Annotated in this window: 16 protein-coding genes; 7 read left to right on the plus strand and 9 right to left on the minus strand. The window is 60.3% G+C overall.

Features of this window, described 5'->3' with window-relative positions; all coding sequences use genetic code 11:
* Positions 1-11: 11 nt before the first annotated feature.
* Both ACM6IT_RS06825 and ACM6IT_RS06830 read right to left on the minus strand, forming a co-directional pair.
* On the minus strand, positions 12-779 hold the full coding sequence (locus tag ACM6IT_RS06825) for a TerC family protein (protein WP_056726746.1): 768 nt from the start codon (positions 777-779) through the stop codon (positions 12-14).
* A gap of 85 nt (positions 780-864) precedes the next feature.
* Positions 865-2,172 (minus strand): CitMHS family transporter, encoded by a 1,308-nt coding sequence (locus tag ACM6IT_RS06830; RefSeq protein ID WP_056726747.1) that lies wholly within the window; start codon positions 2,170-2,172, stop codon positions 865-867.
* A 320-nt stretch (positions 2,173-2,492) separates the two neighbouring features.
* Between ACM6IT_RS06830 and ACM6IT_RS06835 the strand changes: the two genes are divergently transcribed.
* On the plus strand, positions 2,493-2,894 hold the full coding sequence (locus ACM6IT_RS06835) for a GFA family protein (protein WP_414913601.1): 402 nt from the start codon (positions 2,493-2,495) through the stop codon (positions 2,892-2,894).
* Here the strand turns inward: ACM6IT_RS06835 and ACM6IT_RS06840 are convergent, their stop codons facing one another.
* Entirely contained in the window at positions 2,895-3,221 is a 327-nt protein-coding gene (locus tag ACM6IT_RS06840; protein ID WP_414917736.1) for a DOPA 4,5-dioxygenase family protein, read from the minus strand.
* Between the two features lie 86 nt (positions 3,222-3,307).
* Between ACM6IT_RS06840 and ACM6IT_RS06845 the strand changes: the two genes are divergently transcribed.
* The gene (locus ACM6IT_RS06845) at positions 3,308-3,970 is read left to right on the plus strand and encodes an NAD(P)-dependent oxidoreductase (RefSeq protein ID WP_414913599.1); all 663 of its coding nucleotides are present in this window, start codon (positions 3,308-3,310) and stop codon (positions 3,968-3,970) included.
* Here the strand turns inward: ACM6IT_RS06845 and ACM6IT_RS06850 are convergent.
* Positions 3,967-4,917 carry a choline sulfate utilization transcriptional regulator gene (locus ACM6IT_RS06850; protein WP_056726751.1) on the minus strand — a complete coding sequence of 317 codons (951 nt, stop codon included), beginning with the start codon at positions 4,915-4,917 and terminating at the stop codon, positions 3,967-3,969. The genes ACM6IT_RS06845 and ACM6IT_RS06850 overlap by 4 nt on opposite strands.
* 114 nt (positions 4,918-5,031) lie before the next feature.
* Here ACM6IT_RS06850 and betC point away from each other — a divergent pair, with 114 nt between their 5' ends.
* From betC to ACM6IT_RS06865, 3 genes are all read left to right on the plus strand, one after another.
* A complete protein-coding gene (gene betC, locus ACM6IT_RS06855; RefSeq protein WP_414917737.1) occupies positions 5,032-6,546 on the plus strand; it encodes a choline-sulfatase in 1,515 nt (504 codons plus the stop codon).
* A 16-nt stretch (positions 6,547-6,562) separates the two neighbouring features.
* A complete protein-coding gene (gene choX, locus ACM6IT_RS06860) occupies positions 6,563-7,483 on the plus strand; it encodes a choline ABC transporter substrate-binding protein (protein WP_414913597.1) in 921 nt (306 codons plus the stop codon).
* A gap of 191 nt (positions 7,484-7,674) precedes the next feature.
* On the plus strand, positions 7,675-9,243 hold the full coding sequence (locus ACM6IT_RS06865; protein ID WP_414917738.1) for a SulP family inorganic anion transporter: 1,569 nt from the start codon (positions 7,675-7,677) through the stop codon (positions 9,241-9,243).
* Positions 9,244-9,321: 78 nt separating this feature from the next.
* On the opposite strand, the gene aroE is transcribed toward ACM6IT_RS06865, so the two are convergent.
* Positions 9,322-10,143, minus strand: a complete 822-nt coding sequence (gene aroE, locus ACM6IT_RS06870) for a shikimate dehydrogenase (protein ID WP_414917739.1) — start codon at positions 10,141-10,143, stop codon at positions 9,322-9,324.
* A gap of 13 nt (positions 10,144-10,156) precedes the next feature.
* Complete coding sequence (gene hemF, locus ACM6IT_RS06875; RefSeq protein ID WP_414913595.1) at positions 10,157-11,071, minus strand: oxygen-dependent coproporphyrinogen oxidase; 915 nt, start codon at positions 11,069-11,071, stop codon at positions 10,157-10,159.
* Between the two features lie 163 nt (positions 11,072-11,234).
* On the opposite strand from hemF, the gene ACM6IT_RS06880 reads away from it, so the two are divergent.
* Positions 11,235-12,212: an NADPH:quinone reductase gene (locus tag ACM6IT_RS06880; RefSeq protein ID WP_414913594.1), complete on the plus strand. Its 978-nt coding sequence runs from the start codon at positions 11,235-11,237 to the stop codon at positions 12,210-12,212.
* A gap of 151 nt (positions 12,213-12,363) precedes the next feature.
* Here the strand turns inward: ACM6IT_RS06880 and ACM6IT_RS06885 are convergent, their stop codons facing one another.
* The 3 genes from ACM6IT_RS06885 to ACM6IT_RS06895 all read right to left on the minus strand — a co-directional run bounded on the left by ACM6IT_RS06885 (position 12,364) and on the right by ACM6IT_RS06895 (position 14,988).
* Positions 12,364-12,921, minus strand: a complete 558-nt coding sequence (locus ACM6IT_RS06885) for an L-threonylcarbamoyladenylate synthase (RefSeq protein ID WP_056726757.1) — start codon at positions 12,919-12,921, stop codon at positions 12,364-12,366.
* Between the two features lie 54 nt (positions 12,922-12,975).
* Positions 12,976-14,082, minus strand: a complete 1,107-nt coding sequence (dprA, locus tag ACM6IT_RS06890) for a DNA-processing protein DprA (protein ID WP_056726758.1) — start codon at positions 14,080-14,082, stop codon at positions 12,976-12,978.
* 81 nt (positions 14,083-14,163) lie between these two features.
* Complete coding sequence (locus ACM6IT_RS06895; RefSeq protein ID WP_414917740.1) at positions 14,164-14,988, minus strand: peptidoglycan-binding protein; 825 nt, start codon at positions 14,986-14,988, stop codon at positions 14,164-14,166.
* Positions 14,989-15,172: 184 nt separating this feature from the next.
* Between ACM6IT_RS06895 and def the strand changes: the two genes are divergently transcribed.
* Positions 15,173-15,679 (plus strand): peptide deformylase, encoded by a 507-nt coding sequence (def, locus tag ACM6IT_RS06900; protein ID WP_056726760.1) that lies wholly within the window; start codon positions 15,173-15,175, stop codon positions 15,677-15,679.
* Positions 15,680-15,736: the final 57 nt, after the last annotated feature.

Consider the following 15,736-nt stretch of genomic DNA (forward strand, 5'->3'; position numbering starts at 1 on the left):
GTACTACCGGGTTACTGGCCCGGAATATCTTTGCGCAGCTTTACCGGATCCTGCTGTTTCTTCTTTTTCGCGATGGCAGTGCGCATCCTGATGTTGATCGCTTCCACCGCCAGCGAGAACGCCATGGCGAAGTAGACGTAGCCTTTTGGCACGTGCACGTCCAGGGATTCGGCAATCAGCACCGTACCGACGATCAACAGGAACGACAGCGCCAGCATCTTCAGCGATGGATGCTTGTCGATAAACTCACTGATGGTGCCGGATGCCCACATCATCACCAGTACCGCCACGATGATTGCCGCGACCATGACCGGTACGTGGGAGACCATGCCAACGGCGGTGATCACCGAGTCCAGGGAGAACACGATGTCGATGATCGCGATCTGGATGATGGTGTAGAGGAAGTTTCCGCCCTTGCCCGAAGGTTCGTCGTTGCTTTCATCTTCACCTTCCAGCGCGTGGTACATCTCTTGCGAGCTTTTCCACAGCAGGAACAGACCACCGAAGAACAGGATCAGGTCGCGTCCGGAAATACCCTGGCCGAATACGACGAACAGGTCCGCCGTGAGGCGCATGACCCAGGTGATCGACAGCAGAAGCAGGATTCGCGTGATCATGGCCAGCGCCAGACCGAAAATCCGGGTGCGTGCCTGCATGTGCTTGGGCATGCGGCTGACCAGGATCGAAATCATGATGATGTTATCGATACCCAGGACGATTTCCAGGGCGGTCAGGGTGAAGAAGGCAACCCAGATTTCAGGGTTGGTCAGCCATTCCATGTGTATTCCTTTGAGCGATTGTTAAACCACAACGGGCCCGGGCTTCAAACAGCGAAGCCTGGACCCGAAGTGGTGAGTCTTGGGCTTATAGAGTGCTGAACACCGGGAAAGTCCCCAACAGCAGTGCAGCAATCAGTATGCAGATACAAACCAGCACTGCCCACTTCAGGGTGAAGCGCTGGTGGTCACCGAAATCGATGCCTGCCAGGGCCACCAACAGGTAGGTCGATGGAACCAGCGGGCTCAACAGATGGACGGGCTGACCGACGATCGAGGCACGTGCCATTTCCACGGCGGTTATACCGTAATGGCTGGCGGCTTCGGCAAGAACCGGTAACACGCCGTAATAAAATGCATCGTTCGACATGAAGAAAGTGAACGGCATGCTTACCAGTGCCGTGATCACCGCCAGGTACGGGCCGAGGAAGTCCGGAATCACCGCCAACAGGCTTTTCGACATGGCGTCGACCATCCCGGTGCCGGTCAGGATACCGGTGAAGATACCGGCCGCAAAGATCAACCCGACCACCGCCAGCACGCTACCGGCGTGGGCCGCGACACGATCCTTCTGTTGTTGCAGGCAAGGATAGTTGACGATCATGGCGATACTGAACGCCACCATGAACAGCACCGGCAACGGCAGCAGGCCACCGATCAGGGTGCCCATCAGGGCCAGGGTCAGGGCGCCGTTGAACCAGATCAGCTTCGGACGACGGGCATCCGGGAACTGCGAAACGCTGATTTCGCTGTGATCGATTTCATCGCCAACCAGGTGCAGTTCACCCAGGCGTGCACGCTCACGCTTGCCGTAGAAGTAGGCAATGACCAGGATCGCCACTACACCAGCCAGCATCGCAGGAATCATCGGTACGAAGATGTCGGACGGGTCCACATGCAACGCACTGGCAGCGCGAGCGGTCGGACCGCCCCATGGGGTCATGTTCATCACGCCACCGGCGAGGATGATCAGGCCGGCCATGATCCGCGGGCTCATGCCGATACGGCTGTAGAGCGGCAGCATGGCGGCCACGCAGATCATGTAAGTGGTCGCGCCGTCACCATCGAGGGAGACAACGAGCGCCAGAACGGCGGTGCCGACCGAAACTTTCAGCGGGTCGCCCTTGACCAGTTTGAGAATCTTGCGCACAGCCGGGTCGAACAGGCCGGAGTCGATCATCAGGGCGAAGTACAGGATAGCGAACATCAGCATCACGCCGGTCGGCGCAAGCTTGGTAATGCCCTCGAGCATCATCGGGCCGATCTTCGGCGAAAAACCGCCGAACAGGGCAAAGATGATTGGAATGATGATCAGGGCGATCAGCGCGGACAGGCGCTTGGTCATGATCAGGAACATGAACGTGATGACCATGGCGAAGCCAAGGAAAGTCAGCATGGGAATACTCCAGGCGTAGCGCGGCTAGGGAATGGGCGGATCGGGCGGGATCAGCGCAGAACGGGAAGCACGAGACGTACGGGCGGAGTAGCAGCGAAGCGGCGGATAGAAGAGGACATCAGAATCACCATTGTTGTTGTTAAATGGGCTGTGCGAGCGATAAAACGCTGGCATTGGCCAACCGGTCTGTTGCCGGTAGTGGGGGCGATCCTAATCGGGGAAGCTTTCAGCCAGCTTTCGCCAATGAAAGCAAGGACCGGATGTGCAACCGATCGTCGGATTGGGTTTCAAGTCCCTGAACGCAGGGCGGGAGGTTGAACGTGGGCGAAGTTCACACCGGGGGCTGCCACTGCGGGCAATTGCGCTATCAATTCAGCGGGCCGCTGCACGATATCGCCCACTGCCATTGTTCGATTTGCCGACGGGTTAGCGGCGGCATCGTGACCACCTGGATCACCGTGCCGGTATCGGCCTTTCAATGGCTGGCCGGGACGCCGTCGCGCTATGATTCTTCATCCACCTGCGCGCGATATTTCTGCGGCCACTGCGGGGCGCAGTTGGCGCTGGTGACGCACCTGAGCCCGAAAAGCATCGACCTGACCATCGCCACCCTCGACCATCCAGAGCAAGCGCCGGCCGAGCGGCACATCTGGACCGACAGCCGCTTGCCGTGGCTGCATCTGGACGAACACCTGCCCGGTGAGGCCGGAGAAACACTCTGATCAAAAAACCGTCAGGTCAAACGGCCGAATAGCGCCCATCCAGATCGCGTGCTCGGTGTGGTCGAGCAGGTCGTTGCCGGTCTCCGGGTGCAGAAACACCACCAGCCCCTTGCGGTTGAGCACCAGCCACGGCAGCACGTCACCCAGCACCTGCGGCTCGAACGCCAACTGGCAGCTCCAGTCCGGGTGCGGACCGACCAGGCGCTCATGCACGCGGCCCATTTTCAGTGGAAACAATTGCGCCGCCTGCTCACACAAGGCCCGCGCCTGCCCGATTGTGCTGGCATCGAAATAAACGTGGGCGTGGTAACCCCTGATCTGCTGCATCTGAACCCCTCTGAAAACTGTTCGAACCCTTGCTGGTTCCTGCGGGTCAAACATCATACAGGCGCTGGAAAACAGGAAGCCCAGCCATGAAAAATGCCGAAACCCCCGTCGTGAAAGTGGTGCTTTATGGTGCCATGAGTAGCCTGGGCAGTGCGCTGATGGCTGAGATGCTGCGGCGCCAGCATGAAGTGATCGCAATTCTCGATGACCTCAATGCGCTGGCACCCCGTCCGGGGCTGCGCACCAAGACTGGCGACCTGTTCGACGCGCAACGGGTCAAGCAGAGTGTGGCCGGCAGCTCCGTGGTCATCTGCCTACTGGACGCTCCAGGTTTACCGTTCAGCAGCGAACACGTGGAAAAAACCATCGTACCGGGCCCGGTAGAGCAGGTGCTGGCAGTAGATGCGCTAATCGATGGCATGCAGGCAGCAAAAATCGCCCGATTGTTTCTGGTGGGTGATTTCGACGTGCTGGACGATCCGGAAACCGAGGACAGCTTGGAACGTCACGCCGCCGAGGAAATCCGCGAAGCACTGCAGAGCAGCCCTTTGCAGTGGACGATGGTTAACGAACCGCGCGGCGTACCGGGACTGACCATCGAACACTTTGCCCAAATCGGGGGCAACCTCGAGCCGGGACTGGCCGAACCACTCGGACGACTGGCCCGCACCGCCGCGGGCATTGCCGATGAATTGCACTTGAACCTGCACATCCGAGAGCACGTCAACTTCATCGCCACCGACAGCTAAACCGCAATGGACGGCAGTGTCAGCCCGTTGAGTGATTGCGCACTGCTGGCCTGCTCTGCCATCAACCAATCCACAAACTGCTGGATCAACGCTCCGCGTCGTTTGCGCTGGGGCAACACCACGTAGTAACCCAGCCTCGACATCACCGTTTCGCCGATCGGTCGACACAACAACCCCTGCGTCAGCAAGTTATCCACAAGGTGGCGCCAGCCGATGGCAACGCCTTGGCCACCAATCGCGGCCTGAATCAGCAAGGTGTAATTGTCGAAGCGCAACTGCCCGGGTGCCGGGGGCGAAGTGATGCCCAGTTCGCGGAACACACCACTCCAGTCGAACCAGTTACTGCTGTGCTCCCCACGCAGGTGCAGCAACGGAAACTCCAGCAATGCGTGGGCCGGCAAGGGCAGGGGACGTTCGCTCAACAACTGCGGGCTGCACACCGGAAACACTTCTTCGCTGAACAGCCAATGGCTTTCACCCTGCTTGAAGCGGCCATCGCCGAACAGTACCGCCACATCGATATCGGTACGTAGCATGTTATGGCTGCGTTCACTGGTGACCAGGCTGACATCCACCTGCGGATTGGCCGCGTGAAAGCGGTGCAGACGCGGCATCAACCAATAGGCGGCGAAGGCAAAATCCGTGGCCACCTGCAGCACTTCATGCTGTTGCTGTGCGCTGATCGCGCTCAATCCTGCGTCGATATTCTGCAAACCTAGCTGAACCTGCTCGAAAAGGATCTGCCCGGCCTCAGTCAGTTCGATTCCACGGTAAATGCGATCGAACAGGCGTGTCGACAGTTGCTCTTCCAGGCGCTTGATCTGCTGGCTGATGGCCGGTTGCGTGGTGCCCAGCTCAACCGCCGCGGCGGTAAAACTTCGCTGACGGGCCGCCGCTTCGAAGGCACGAAGCAGATCCAGTGACAGGTCACCAAGGGCGTCATACATAAGCTGTGCTTATCCTAGTCATTGCCGCGCGTGGGCTTTACCGCAAGCTGTGAGGGTTTCATTCTCGAAACCAGCACTCTCGCATAAACATCCACTATGGAATGCCGCGATCACATGAAGCGCAAGAACATTCTTTTCATCATGGCCGATCAAATGGCCGCGCCAATGCTGCCGTTCTACGGCCCATCGCCCATCAAACTGCCTAATCTCAGCCGCCTCGCCGCACAAGGCGTGGTGTTCGACTCGGCTTATTGCAACAGCCCATTGTGCGCGCCATCGCGTTTTACCCTCGTCAGCGGCCAGTTGCCGAGCAAGATCGGTGCCTACGACAACGCCGCCGATTTCCCCGCCGACGTACCGACCTACGCCCACTACCTCCGCCGCCTCGGCTACCGCACCGCCTTGTCGGGCAAGATGCATTTCTGCGGGCCAGACCAGCTGCATGGCTACGAAGAACGCCTGACCAGTGACATCTATCCGGCTGACTACGGCTGGGCAGTGAACTGGGATGAGCCGGACGTGCGCCCGACCTGGTACCACAACATGTCGTCGGTACTGCAAGCCGGCCCGTGCGTGCGCACCAATCAACTGGATTTCGACGAAGAGGTGGTGTTCAAGGCCCAGCAGTACCTGTTCGACCATATTCGCGAGGACGGCGACCAGCCGTTCTGCCTGACCGTTTCCATGACTCACCCACACGATCCGTACACGATTCCCAAGGCTTTCTGGGATTTGTACGACGATGCAGACATTCCGCTGCCTGTAACCCCGGACCCGCATGACCTCGACCCGCACTCGCAACGTCTGCTCAAGGTCTACGACCTGTGGGACAAGCCGCTGCCTGTGGATAAAATCCGCGACGCCCGCCGCGCCTATTTCGGCGCGTGCAGCTATATCGACAGCAACGTCGGCAAGCTCCTGCAAACTCTCGAGGATACCGGGCTGATTGATGACACCATCATTGTGTTTTCCGGCGACCACGGCGACATGCTCGGCGAGCGCGGCCTCTGGTACAAAATGCACTGGTATGAAATGGCCGCTCGGGTGCCGCTGCTAGTCAGCGCACCAGGGCAGTTCGGTGCCAGCCGGGTCAGCGCCAGTGTTTCCACGGCGGACCTGTTGCCAACCTTCGTCGAATTGGCCGGCGGCTCGCTGGAACCGGGCTTGTCGCTGGACGGCCGCTCGCTGGTCCCGCACCTGCAAGGGCAGGGCGGTCACGACGAGGTGTTTGGCGAATACATGGCCGAAGGCACCGTCAGCCCGTTGATGATGATTCGCCGTGGTGCCTACAAATTCATCTACAGCGAAGACGACCCTTGCCTACTCTTCGACGTACAGAATGACCCTCGCGAACTGGAAGAACTCAGTCATTCGCCGCAACATCGCCAGTTGTTCGACGATTTTCTCGCCGAAGCGCGGGCCAAATGGAACATTCCGGCGATTCACCAGCAGGTGCTCGCCAGCCAGCGGCGCCGACGCTTCGTGGCCGAGGCGCTGACCCTCGGCAAGCTGAAGAGCTGGGATCACCAGCCACTGGTGGACGCCAGTCAGCAGTACATGCGCAACCACATCGACCTCGACGATCTGGAGCGTAAAGCACGTTATCCACAACCCTGCCAAAACCAATAATGTTAAGGGGAAGTCCATGCAAAGGTTATCCACAGTACTGACGGTCGGGCTCCTGGCTCTGGGCAGTGCATCGGCGTTTGCCGATCAGAGTTGCGAGACCGTGAAAATGGCCGACCCGGGCTGGAGCGACATCGCCGCGACCAATGCCATCACCGGGTTTCTGCTGGACGGCATGGGCTACAAGGCCAAGGTCGACACCCTCGCGGTGCCGATCACCTTTGGCGGGCTGAAGGATGGCCAGGTCGATGTATTCCTGGGTAACTGGATGCCGGCGCAGCAGGGCTTCTATGACAAGTTCGTCGCCAACGGCGATGTCACGCAATTGGCGAAGAACCTCGACGGCACCGAATTCACCCTCGCCGTACCGGACTACGTGTGGGACGCGGGTGTGCATAACTTTGCCGACCTGAACAAATACGCCGACAAGTTCGACCACAAGATCTACGGCATCGGCTCCGGTGCTCCAGCGAACATCTCTCTGCAAGAGATCATCAAGAAAAACGATTTCGACATGGGCCAGTGGAAACTGGTCGAGTCCAGCGAGCAGGCGATGCTGGCGGAAGTGTCCCGCGCGGTGAAAAAGCAGAAATTCGTGACCTTCCTCGGCTGGACGCCGCACCCGATGAACGTGCAGCTGAAAATGCGCTATCTGAAGGGTGGCGAGAAATACTTCGGTGACACCGGCAGCGTGCATACCCTGACCCGCAAAGGTTATGCACAGGCCTGCCCGAACGTTGGCAAACTGCTGAGCAACCTGAGCTTCACCCAGGACATGGAGAACAGCATCATGGCCGAGGTGGTGAACAAGAAAGTCAGCAATGCCGACGCAGCCAAGGCGTGGATCAAGGCCAACCCGGCGGTGCTGGATAAATGGCTCGATGGGGTGAAGACCGTGGATGGCAAGGATGCGCTGCCAGCGGTCAAAGCGAAACTCTGATGATTACCTGTGGCGAGGGAGCTTGCTCCCGCTCGGCTGCGCAGCAGACGCAATCCGGTTACCTCGATGAGTCAGACACATCGTGATTGCCCTTTTGGGACCGCTACGCGGTCCAGCGGGAGCAAGCTCCCTCGCCACAATGATCGCGTTGTCCTGCTACCCTTGCGCAAAATCCCCAACCGAGAGGCCCCATGGCCCTGCCAAGCCGCCATTCACTCTTCCCCTTCCTCACCTGGCTGCCCCGGCAAACCCGCGCCAGTGTCGGTCGCGACCTGATCGTTGGCCTCAGCGGCGCGATTCTCGCGTTGCCGCAATCCATTGCCTACGCACTGATTGCCGGCCTGCCGCCGGAATACGGCCTGTACGCCGCAATCATCCCGGTGTTGATCGCTTGTCTCTGGGGCTCGTCGTGGCATTTGATCTGCGGTCCTACGGCGGCCATCTCCATTGTCTTGTACGCCAGCGTCAGTCCTCTGGCCGTTCCTGCGTCGCAGGACTACGTCATGTTGATCCTGTTGCTGACGTTTCTTGCCGGCCTCTTTCAGTGGATGCTGGGATTGCTGCGCTTTGGCGCACTGGTGAATTTCGTCTCGCATTCGGTGGTGCTCGGCTTCACCCTGGGTGCCGCCGTGGTGATTGCCATCGGTCAATTGCCTAACCTGCTGGGACTGGACTTGCCCAGTCAGGCTACCGCGCTGGATAGCTTCATCACCTTGTTGCGCCATCTCGGCGAAATGGACAAGCCTTCACTGGTACTGGGGCTGGCGACGGTGGTGGTGGGCGTGATCCTCAAGCTGCTGCTGCCACGCTGGCCGACGCTCCTGATCACCCTGGTTCTCGGCGGCTTGCTGGTTTGGCTCTGGCCATCAATGTTCGGCCATGTGCAACTGGTCAGCGCCTTTACCGGCAAACTGCCGCCCTTCAGTCCATTGCCGCTGGACCTTGATCTGATCCTGCGCCTGCTGCCCAGCGCGGTGGCGGTAGGAATGCTCGGGTTGGTCACCAGCCTGTCGATTGCCCGCTCGATCTCCGCACGTTCGCAGCAATTACTCGACGCGAACCAGGAAGTTCGTGCCCAAGGCCTGTCGAACATCGTCGGTGCGTTTTTTTCCGGATCACTGTCAGCCGGCTCCTTCACTCGCTCAGGCCTGAGCTATGAAGCGGGGGCCTGTTCGCCACTGGCCGGGATTTTTTCGGCATTGTGGGTGGCGCTGTTTGCGATCTTCGGCGCGAGCCTGATCGCGCACATCCCGATTCCGGCCATGGCCGGCAGCATTCTGTTGATCGCCTGGGGGCTGGTGGACCATCGCGGCATTCGCGCGTTGTTGCGGGTCAGCCGCGCCGAATTCGTGGTCATGGCGCTGACCTGCGTCGCCACCCTGCTGCTGGAATTGCAGACGGCAATCTACGCCGGTGTGCTGGCCTCGCTTTTTTTCTACCTCAAGCGCACATCGCAACCACGGGTGCAGCATGTGCGGGATGGCGAGGAAGACATTCTGCGGGTGGGCGGCTCGATCTTTTTCGGCGCCAGCCATTACCTGCAAGTGCGCCTGCAACGCATGCACGGCGCGCGCGTGGTGATCGAGGCGCAGCAGATCAACTTCATCGACTATTCAGGAGTGGAAATGCTGCACCAGGAAGCGCGGCGCCTGCTTCGCCAGGACCGCAGCCTGACCTTGCGCCGAGCCCGGCCGCAGGTGGTGGAAGAGCTGAGGAAACTGGAAGGGGCAGAGAAATGCCCGATCCGGTTTGAAGATTAAAGAGATCGCAACCTTCGGCAGCTCCTACGGGTTGTGTGATCACCAGTAGGAGCCGCCGAAGGCTGCGATCTTTTGACTTTAAAGGGCCAATTGCCGGCGAAGCTCAGCCAGCACCGGCACCGTATCCGGGCGCACGCCGCGCCACAGGAAAAACGCTTCCGCCGCTTGCTCGGCCAGCATCCCCAAGCCATCCATCACCACTGCCGCGCCGTTTTCGCTCGCCCAGCGGCAGAACGAGGTCGGCTCCTTGCCGTACATCATGTCGTAGCACACCGTTTTGCCAGGCTCGATCAGGCTGGCAGCAATCGGCGGCACATCGCCGGTCAGGCTCGCCGACGTCGCGTTGATGATCAGGTCCACTGACTCCCGCAACCAGTCGTAGCCACTGGCCGAGACCGGCCCCAGATCGCAGAACAGTTCCGCCAGCAACTCGGCCTTTTCCACCGTGCGATTGGCGATGATCACCGATGCCGGCTGCTCGGCCAGCAACGGCTCCAAAGCACCGCGCACCGCGCCGCCAGCACCGAGCAGCAGGATGCGTTTGCCTTTGAGGCTGAACCCGGCATTGACCGTCAGGTCGCGCACCAGCCCGGCACCGTCGGTGTTGTCGCCCAGCAAACTGCCATCGGCCAGTTTGCTCAGGGTGTTCACCGCGCCCGCCCGCTGCGCCCGTGCCGTCAGGCTGTTCGCCAGCCGATAGGCTTCCTCCTTGAACGGCACCGTCACATTGGCGCCACGCCCTTCGAGGAAAAACGTCCGGGCACAGGTGGAAAAGTCGTCCAGTGGCGCCAGTAGCGTGTTGTAGTCCAGCTTCTGCGCGGTCTGCTCGGCGAACAAGCGATGGATCAACGGCGACTTGCTGTGGCCAATCGGGTTACCGAATACGACATAACGGTCCATCAGGATTCCTCGTTCAGGCTTCGGCCAACCAATCGCGGTCTTGCAGGAAGTACTCGGTCAGGCGCGCTTCTTCGCTGCCGGGCTCGGCCTTCCAGTCGTAGCCCCAGCGCACTTGCGGCGGCAGCGACATCAGGATCGACTCGGTGCGCCCGCCCGATTGCAGGCCGAACAGCGTGCCACGGTCATAAACCAGGTTGAACTCGACATAGCGCCCACGGCGGAACTCCTGGAATTCCCGCTGTTTTTCGGTGAACGCATCGTTCTTGCGGCGCTGCACGATGGGCAGATAGGCGTCGATGTACGCATCACCGATGGCGCGCATGAAGGCGAAGCTGGTGTCGAAATCCCACTCGTTCAGGTCGTCGAAAAACAACCCGCCGATGCCACGCGGCTCGTGACGATGCTTGATGTGGAAGTAGCTGTCGCACCAGGCCTTGTAACGCGGGTAGACGTCCGGGCCGAACCGCGCACAGGCCTGCTCGGCGACACGGTGCCAGTGGATGCAGTCTTCTTCGTTGCCGTAATACGGGGTCAGGTCGAAGCCGCCGCCAAACCACCAGACCGGTTCTTCACCTTCTTTTTCCGCGATGAAAAAGCGCACGTTGGCGTGAGAAGTCGGCACGTGCGGGTTGTGCGGGTGAATCACCAGTGACACGCCAAGGGCTTCGAAGCCACGGCCGGCCAGTTCCGGTCGATGAGCGCTGGCAGACGGTGGGAGACCGCTGCCGAAGACATGGGAAAAGTTGACGCCGCCCTTTTCAATCACCGCGCCGTTTTCTATCACGCGGGTGCGACCGCCACCGCCCGCCGGCCTGGTCCAGGCGTCTTCGACGAATTGCGTGCCACCGTCTTCGGCCTCCAGAGCGGCGCAAATACGGTCTTGCAGGTCGAGCAGGTAGGCTTTTACGGCCTCGGTGCGGGTCGTCATGTCATCACCTTGAATCGGGCAAAACAACGCGGCGCTCCATTGGAGCTCAGCCTGCGCAAATGGGCGCGTAGCATACCATCGCAAGTCACCCCGCCGCAGTTGACGAAGATCAAGCTTAGGAGTCCGATAGGGAGCTTGGTAAAACGACCTATGGAGAGTTCTGATGGCAAAGCGTATCCAGTTCCGCGCCCATGGTGGCCCCGAAGTGCTCGAATATGTGGATTACCAGCCCGCCGAGCCAGGTCCGAAGGAAGTGCGCGTGACCAACAAGGCCATCGGCCTGAACTTCATCGACACCTATTACCGCAGTGGCCTGTACCCACCACCGTCCCTGCCGTCGGGTGTCGGCTCGGAAGGTGCAGGCGTGGTCGAGGCGGTGGGCAGCGACGTGAGCCGCTTCAAGATCGGCGATCGCGTCGCCTATGGCAGCGGCCCTCTGGGCGCCTACAGCGATCTTCACGTCTTGCCCGAGGCTAATCTGGTGAAACTGCCGGACGCCATCAGCTTCGAACAGGCCGCCGGCGTGATGCTCAAGGGCCTGACCGTGCAGTACCTGCTGCGTCAGACTTATGAACTCAAGGGTGGCGAAACCATCCTGTTCCATGCCGCGGCCGGCGGGGTCGGTTCCCTGGCCTGCCAATGGGCCAGAGCCTTGGGCGTCAAGTTGATCGGCACCGTCAGCTCGGCGGAGAAGGCCGCGCTGGCCAAGGCCAACGGCGCCTGGGCGACCATCGACTACAGCCATGAAAATGTCGCGCAACGCGTGCTGGAATTGACCGACGGCAAAAAAGTCCCGGTGGTGTACGACGGTGTTGGCAAGGACACCTGGCTGACTTCACTCGATAGCGTCGCGCCACGCGGGCTGGTGGTGAGTTTCGGCAATGCGTCCGGCGCGGTCGACGGCGTGAACCTGGGGATCCTGGCAGGGAAAGGCTCGCTGTACGTAACCCGGCCAACCCTGGGCACTTATGCGAACAACGCCGAGAACCTGCAACGCATGGCCGACGAGTTGTTCGAGATGATCATCGGCGGCAAGCTGACCGTGGACATCAGCCAGCGTTATCCACTGGCTGACGCGGCGAAGGCGCAGACCGAGTTGTCGGCGCGGCGCACGACGGGTTCGGTTGTTCTGCTGCCATAACCCTCTGTGGCGAGGGAGCTTGCTCCCGTTGGGCTGCGCAGCAGCCCTGCATTCGGCAACTGTGTAGTTTCAGTTATAACGCGCCTGCAGTTTTTGCGGGCGCTGCGCACCCGAACGGGAGCAAGCTCCCTCGCCACATGTCCATCCAGCTTTAGTCCGGACGCACAACCCTGCCGGTCGCCAGATCACGAATCACGCTCGGGTTCTTGCGTCCGCCCAAATTGCCACCCAGCACCAGATCCACCTGGCCACGGAAATACTGCTCGACGCGAATCCGCGTACGCGCCGCCGGGCGTCCCTGCGGGTTGGCCGACGTCGACACCAGCGGCCCGACCAGCGCGCACAAATCCCGCACCTGAGGGTGATCGCTGACCCGCAGCGCCACGGTTTCATGCACGCCGGTAATCCACTCCGGCAACAGGTTCTGGTGCGGCACCAGCCAGGTGTTCGGACCCGGCCAGGTGCTGGCCATGCGGTCCATCCACAATTCGGGGAAGTCTTCGAAAAGGAAATCGAACTGACGGATGTTGTCGGCGACCAGAATCAGCCCCTTGTCCACAGACCGGCCCTTGATCAGCAGCAGACGTTCCACCGCTTCCTCATCCCAGGGGTCGCAACCCAGGCCCCAGACTGCTTCGGTTGGGTAGGCAATCACCGCCCCGGCGCGAATTGCTTGCGCGGCTTGTTGCACACGCCAACTGTTGACCATGAAAAACACTCCAGACTAAGGCTCTGCGCAGTTTACCGATCTTGTTTATAAAACCTAGCTCACCCGCGCAAACCAGCGCCCGCTTTCGCACACGGCGCGGCCATCCATTTCCAGTTCCGTCAGCGCCGCCAGCACTTTCGGCAGGGCCCAGCCGCTTGCGTCGGCCAGCGCTTCACTGGTGTGAGGCGCGGCATGCAGCAGCTTCAGCAGTGGGTGAGTCGTTGCAGGGATGCAGGTTTCTGTGGATAACGACAGTCGTTGCCAGCCGCGCAAGGCTTCGAGGATATGTTCGATAGTTTCCACCAGCACCGCACCGTCCCGAATCAACTGATGACAGCCGCGGGCACCGGGGTGATGGATCGATCCAGGCATCGCAAACACCTCGCGCCCCTGTTCCGCCGCCAGCCTCGCGGTGATCAGAGAACCGCTGGCGACACTGGCTTCGACCACCAGCACCCCGAGAGACAAACCACTGATGATCCGGTTGCGCCGGGGGAAGTTGCCGGCGCTGGGCCCTGCATCCAGTGGAAACTCCGAAAGCACTGCGCTGCCCGACGCGATCATGGCGTCCGCCAGGCGTCTGTTTCGCTGTGGATAAAACTTCTCGAGCCCCGTGCCGAGCACACCAACTGTTTGCCCACCGACGTCGAGCGCGGCCTGGTGCGCGGCGGCGTCAATGCCCAGGGCCAGGCCGCTGGTAATGACAAAACCGGCACCGGCCAGGCTGCGGGAAAACGCGGCAGCGGTGTCCATTCCTGGCCGGGACGCGCGACGGCTGCCGACCATCGCCAGTTGTGGTTTTTCCAGAATGCCCGGATCGCCCGCGACAAATAACAGCGGCGGTGCATCGCTGATTTGTGCCAGCAGTGCCGGATAGTCCGGTTGGTCCCACATCAGTAAATGCTGGGCCGGATGCTCCAGCCAGGCCAATGCATGACTGGCGCCGTCACGGATCTCGGTGCTACGCCTGGCCTCGGAACAGGCCAGTGGCAAACCCAGCGCGCGCCAGGCACTGGCCGGTGCGCTGATCGCTTTTGACGCCGAGCCAAAGGCTTCAAGCAGCTTCTTGAAACGTGCCGGACCGAGTTCCGGCAAGCGGTGCAGACGTAATCGAGCTTCCAGTTCCGCGGGGGAAACCGGTGTAACAGTAGGCAGCGACATGGATCATCCTTGATCGTAATAAGCACCCGTACAAACGGGAATAAGCTGTGGATAACTCTGTTGGTAACTTGTGAAGCACTCTTACGGATTTCGCACCTTGTCCATCACCGACAGCGAGCGCGAAGCGCTGAGCACCAGCCCATAGCTGAGCTTGTCGTAGGTACGGAAAACCATCAGCAGACCAGCGCGCTCATCAGGAATTTTCAACGGCTGACCGGTTATCCGGTCGCGCACGGTTTCGCCGGTCTTCATCACCGCCAGCAGATTGCCTTCGGCCAGGCCGTCGCGCTGCCCCTTGTTCAGTGTTACCACGTCCAACTCGCCGATCTGCGTGACCCCACGCGGCACATCGATGATCAAACCGTTGATTTCGTGGCTCGGTGTGCTGGGCGTAAAGGTCGAGTTGATCGCGCGCTCCTCACCGCCGAACAAGCGATCGCCGAGGCGGACTTCCTGGGTCGTGCGTTGCAACTCCAGGGTGGCGACCTCACCTTCGATGGCCACGACCTCGCCGCCGCCGATGTCATCGGCGTTGATCCCCAGGATTTCCTTGCTCTGCGGATCGGTGTAGACCTTACCTTGGCGGAAGATGCCGTACGCCGGTTGCGCCGGATCGAAATGGCCGCGGGCAAAGATGCGGTCACCCGCGCCACTGAGCACGCGCTCGGCATCACCTGCGACGATGTAGGGCGCCTTGTCGAAATCCTCGGCCTTATCGATGATGCGGTTGCTCAGCAAAAAGCTGTTGATCGATTTCAGCGCAATGCCGGGGATAGCCTCGGTCACCGGGCTGCTACGCACCTGAGGCGACAGCTTTATGGTGGGAATATCTTCCCGAAGTTGCACTTGCCCGTAGGCCAGACCGGCCGAGGCCAGTAGCAGCAGGGCGAGTAGTGATTTCCTCATGCGGTGAATCCCTTTATTATGTGCATTCGCGTGAAACGCCAGAGCCGTCAGAGGCTCGCTCCCTGCTTGCTTATCAAGACTTGCTTGTCAACAAAAGGGAGCTACGTTTTACAACGGTAGCCTGCATCTTCGGACCGCCAGGCCATCGACCCGACCTTACTTCACACGTGCACTAATCAAGCTTATGGCCATTTTAAACATCCTCGAATTCCCTGATCCGCGTCTGCGCACTATCGCCAAACCAGTGGCCGTAGTGGACGACGAAGTGCGTCAGTTGGTCGACGACATGTTTGAAACAATGTATGAAGCGCCTGGCATCGGCCTCGCCGCTACCCAGGTCAACGTGCACAAACGTATCGTCGTGATGGACCTCTCCGAAGACCGCAGCGAACCGCGAGTGTTCATCAACCCCGAATTCGAACCCCTGACCGACGAGATGGAGCAATACCAGGAAGGCTGCCTTTCGGTACCGGGCTTCTACGAAAACGTCGATCGCCCGCAAAGGGTCAAGGTCAAGGCGCTGGACCGCGATGGCCAACCCTACGAACTGATCGCCGAAGGCCTGCTCGCGGTGTGCATCCAGCATGAATGCGACCACCTCAACGGCAAATTGTTCGTTGATTACCTGTCGACGCTCAAACGCGACCGCATCAAGAAGAAGCTGGAAAAACAGCATCGCCAAAACGCTTGATGCCCTCCTTCAAAGGCTTGCCGCGGCAAGCCTTTTTCTTTTCAAGATGCTTTGCAA

The organism is Pseudomonas sp. IT-P4, assembly GCF_949767755.1.
GTDB classification, from domain to species: domain Bacteria; phylum Pseudomonadota; class Gammaproteobacteria; order Pseudomonadales; family Pseudomonadaceae; genus Aquipseudomonas; species Aquipseudomonas monachiensis.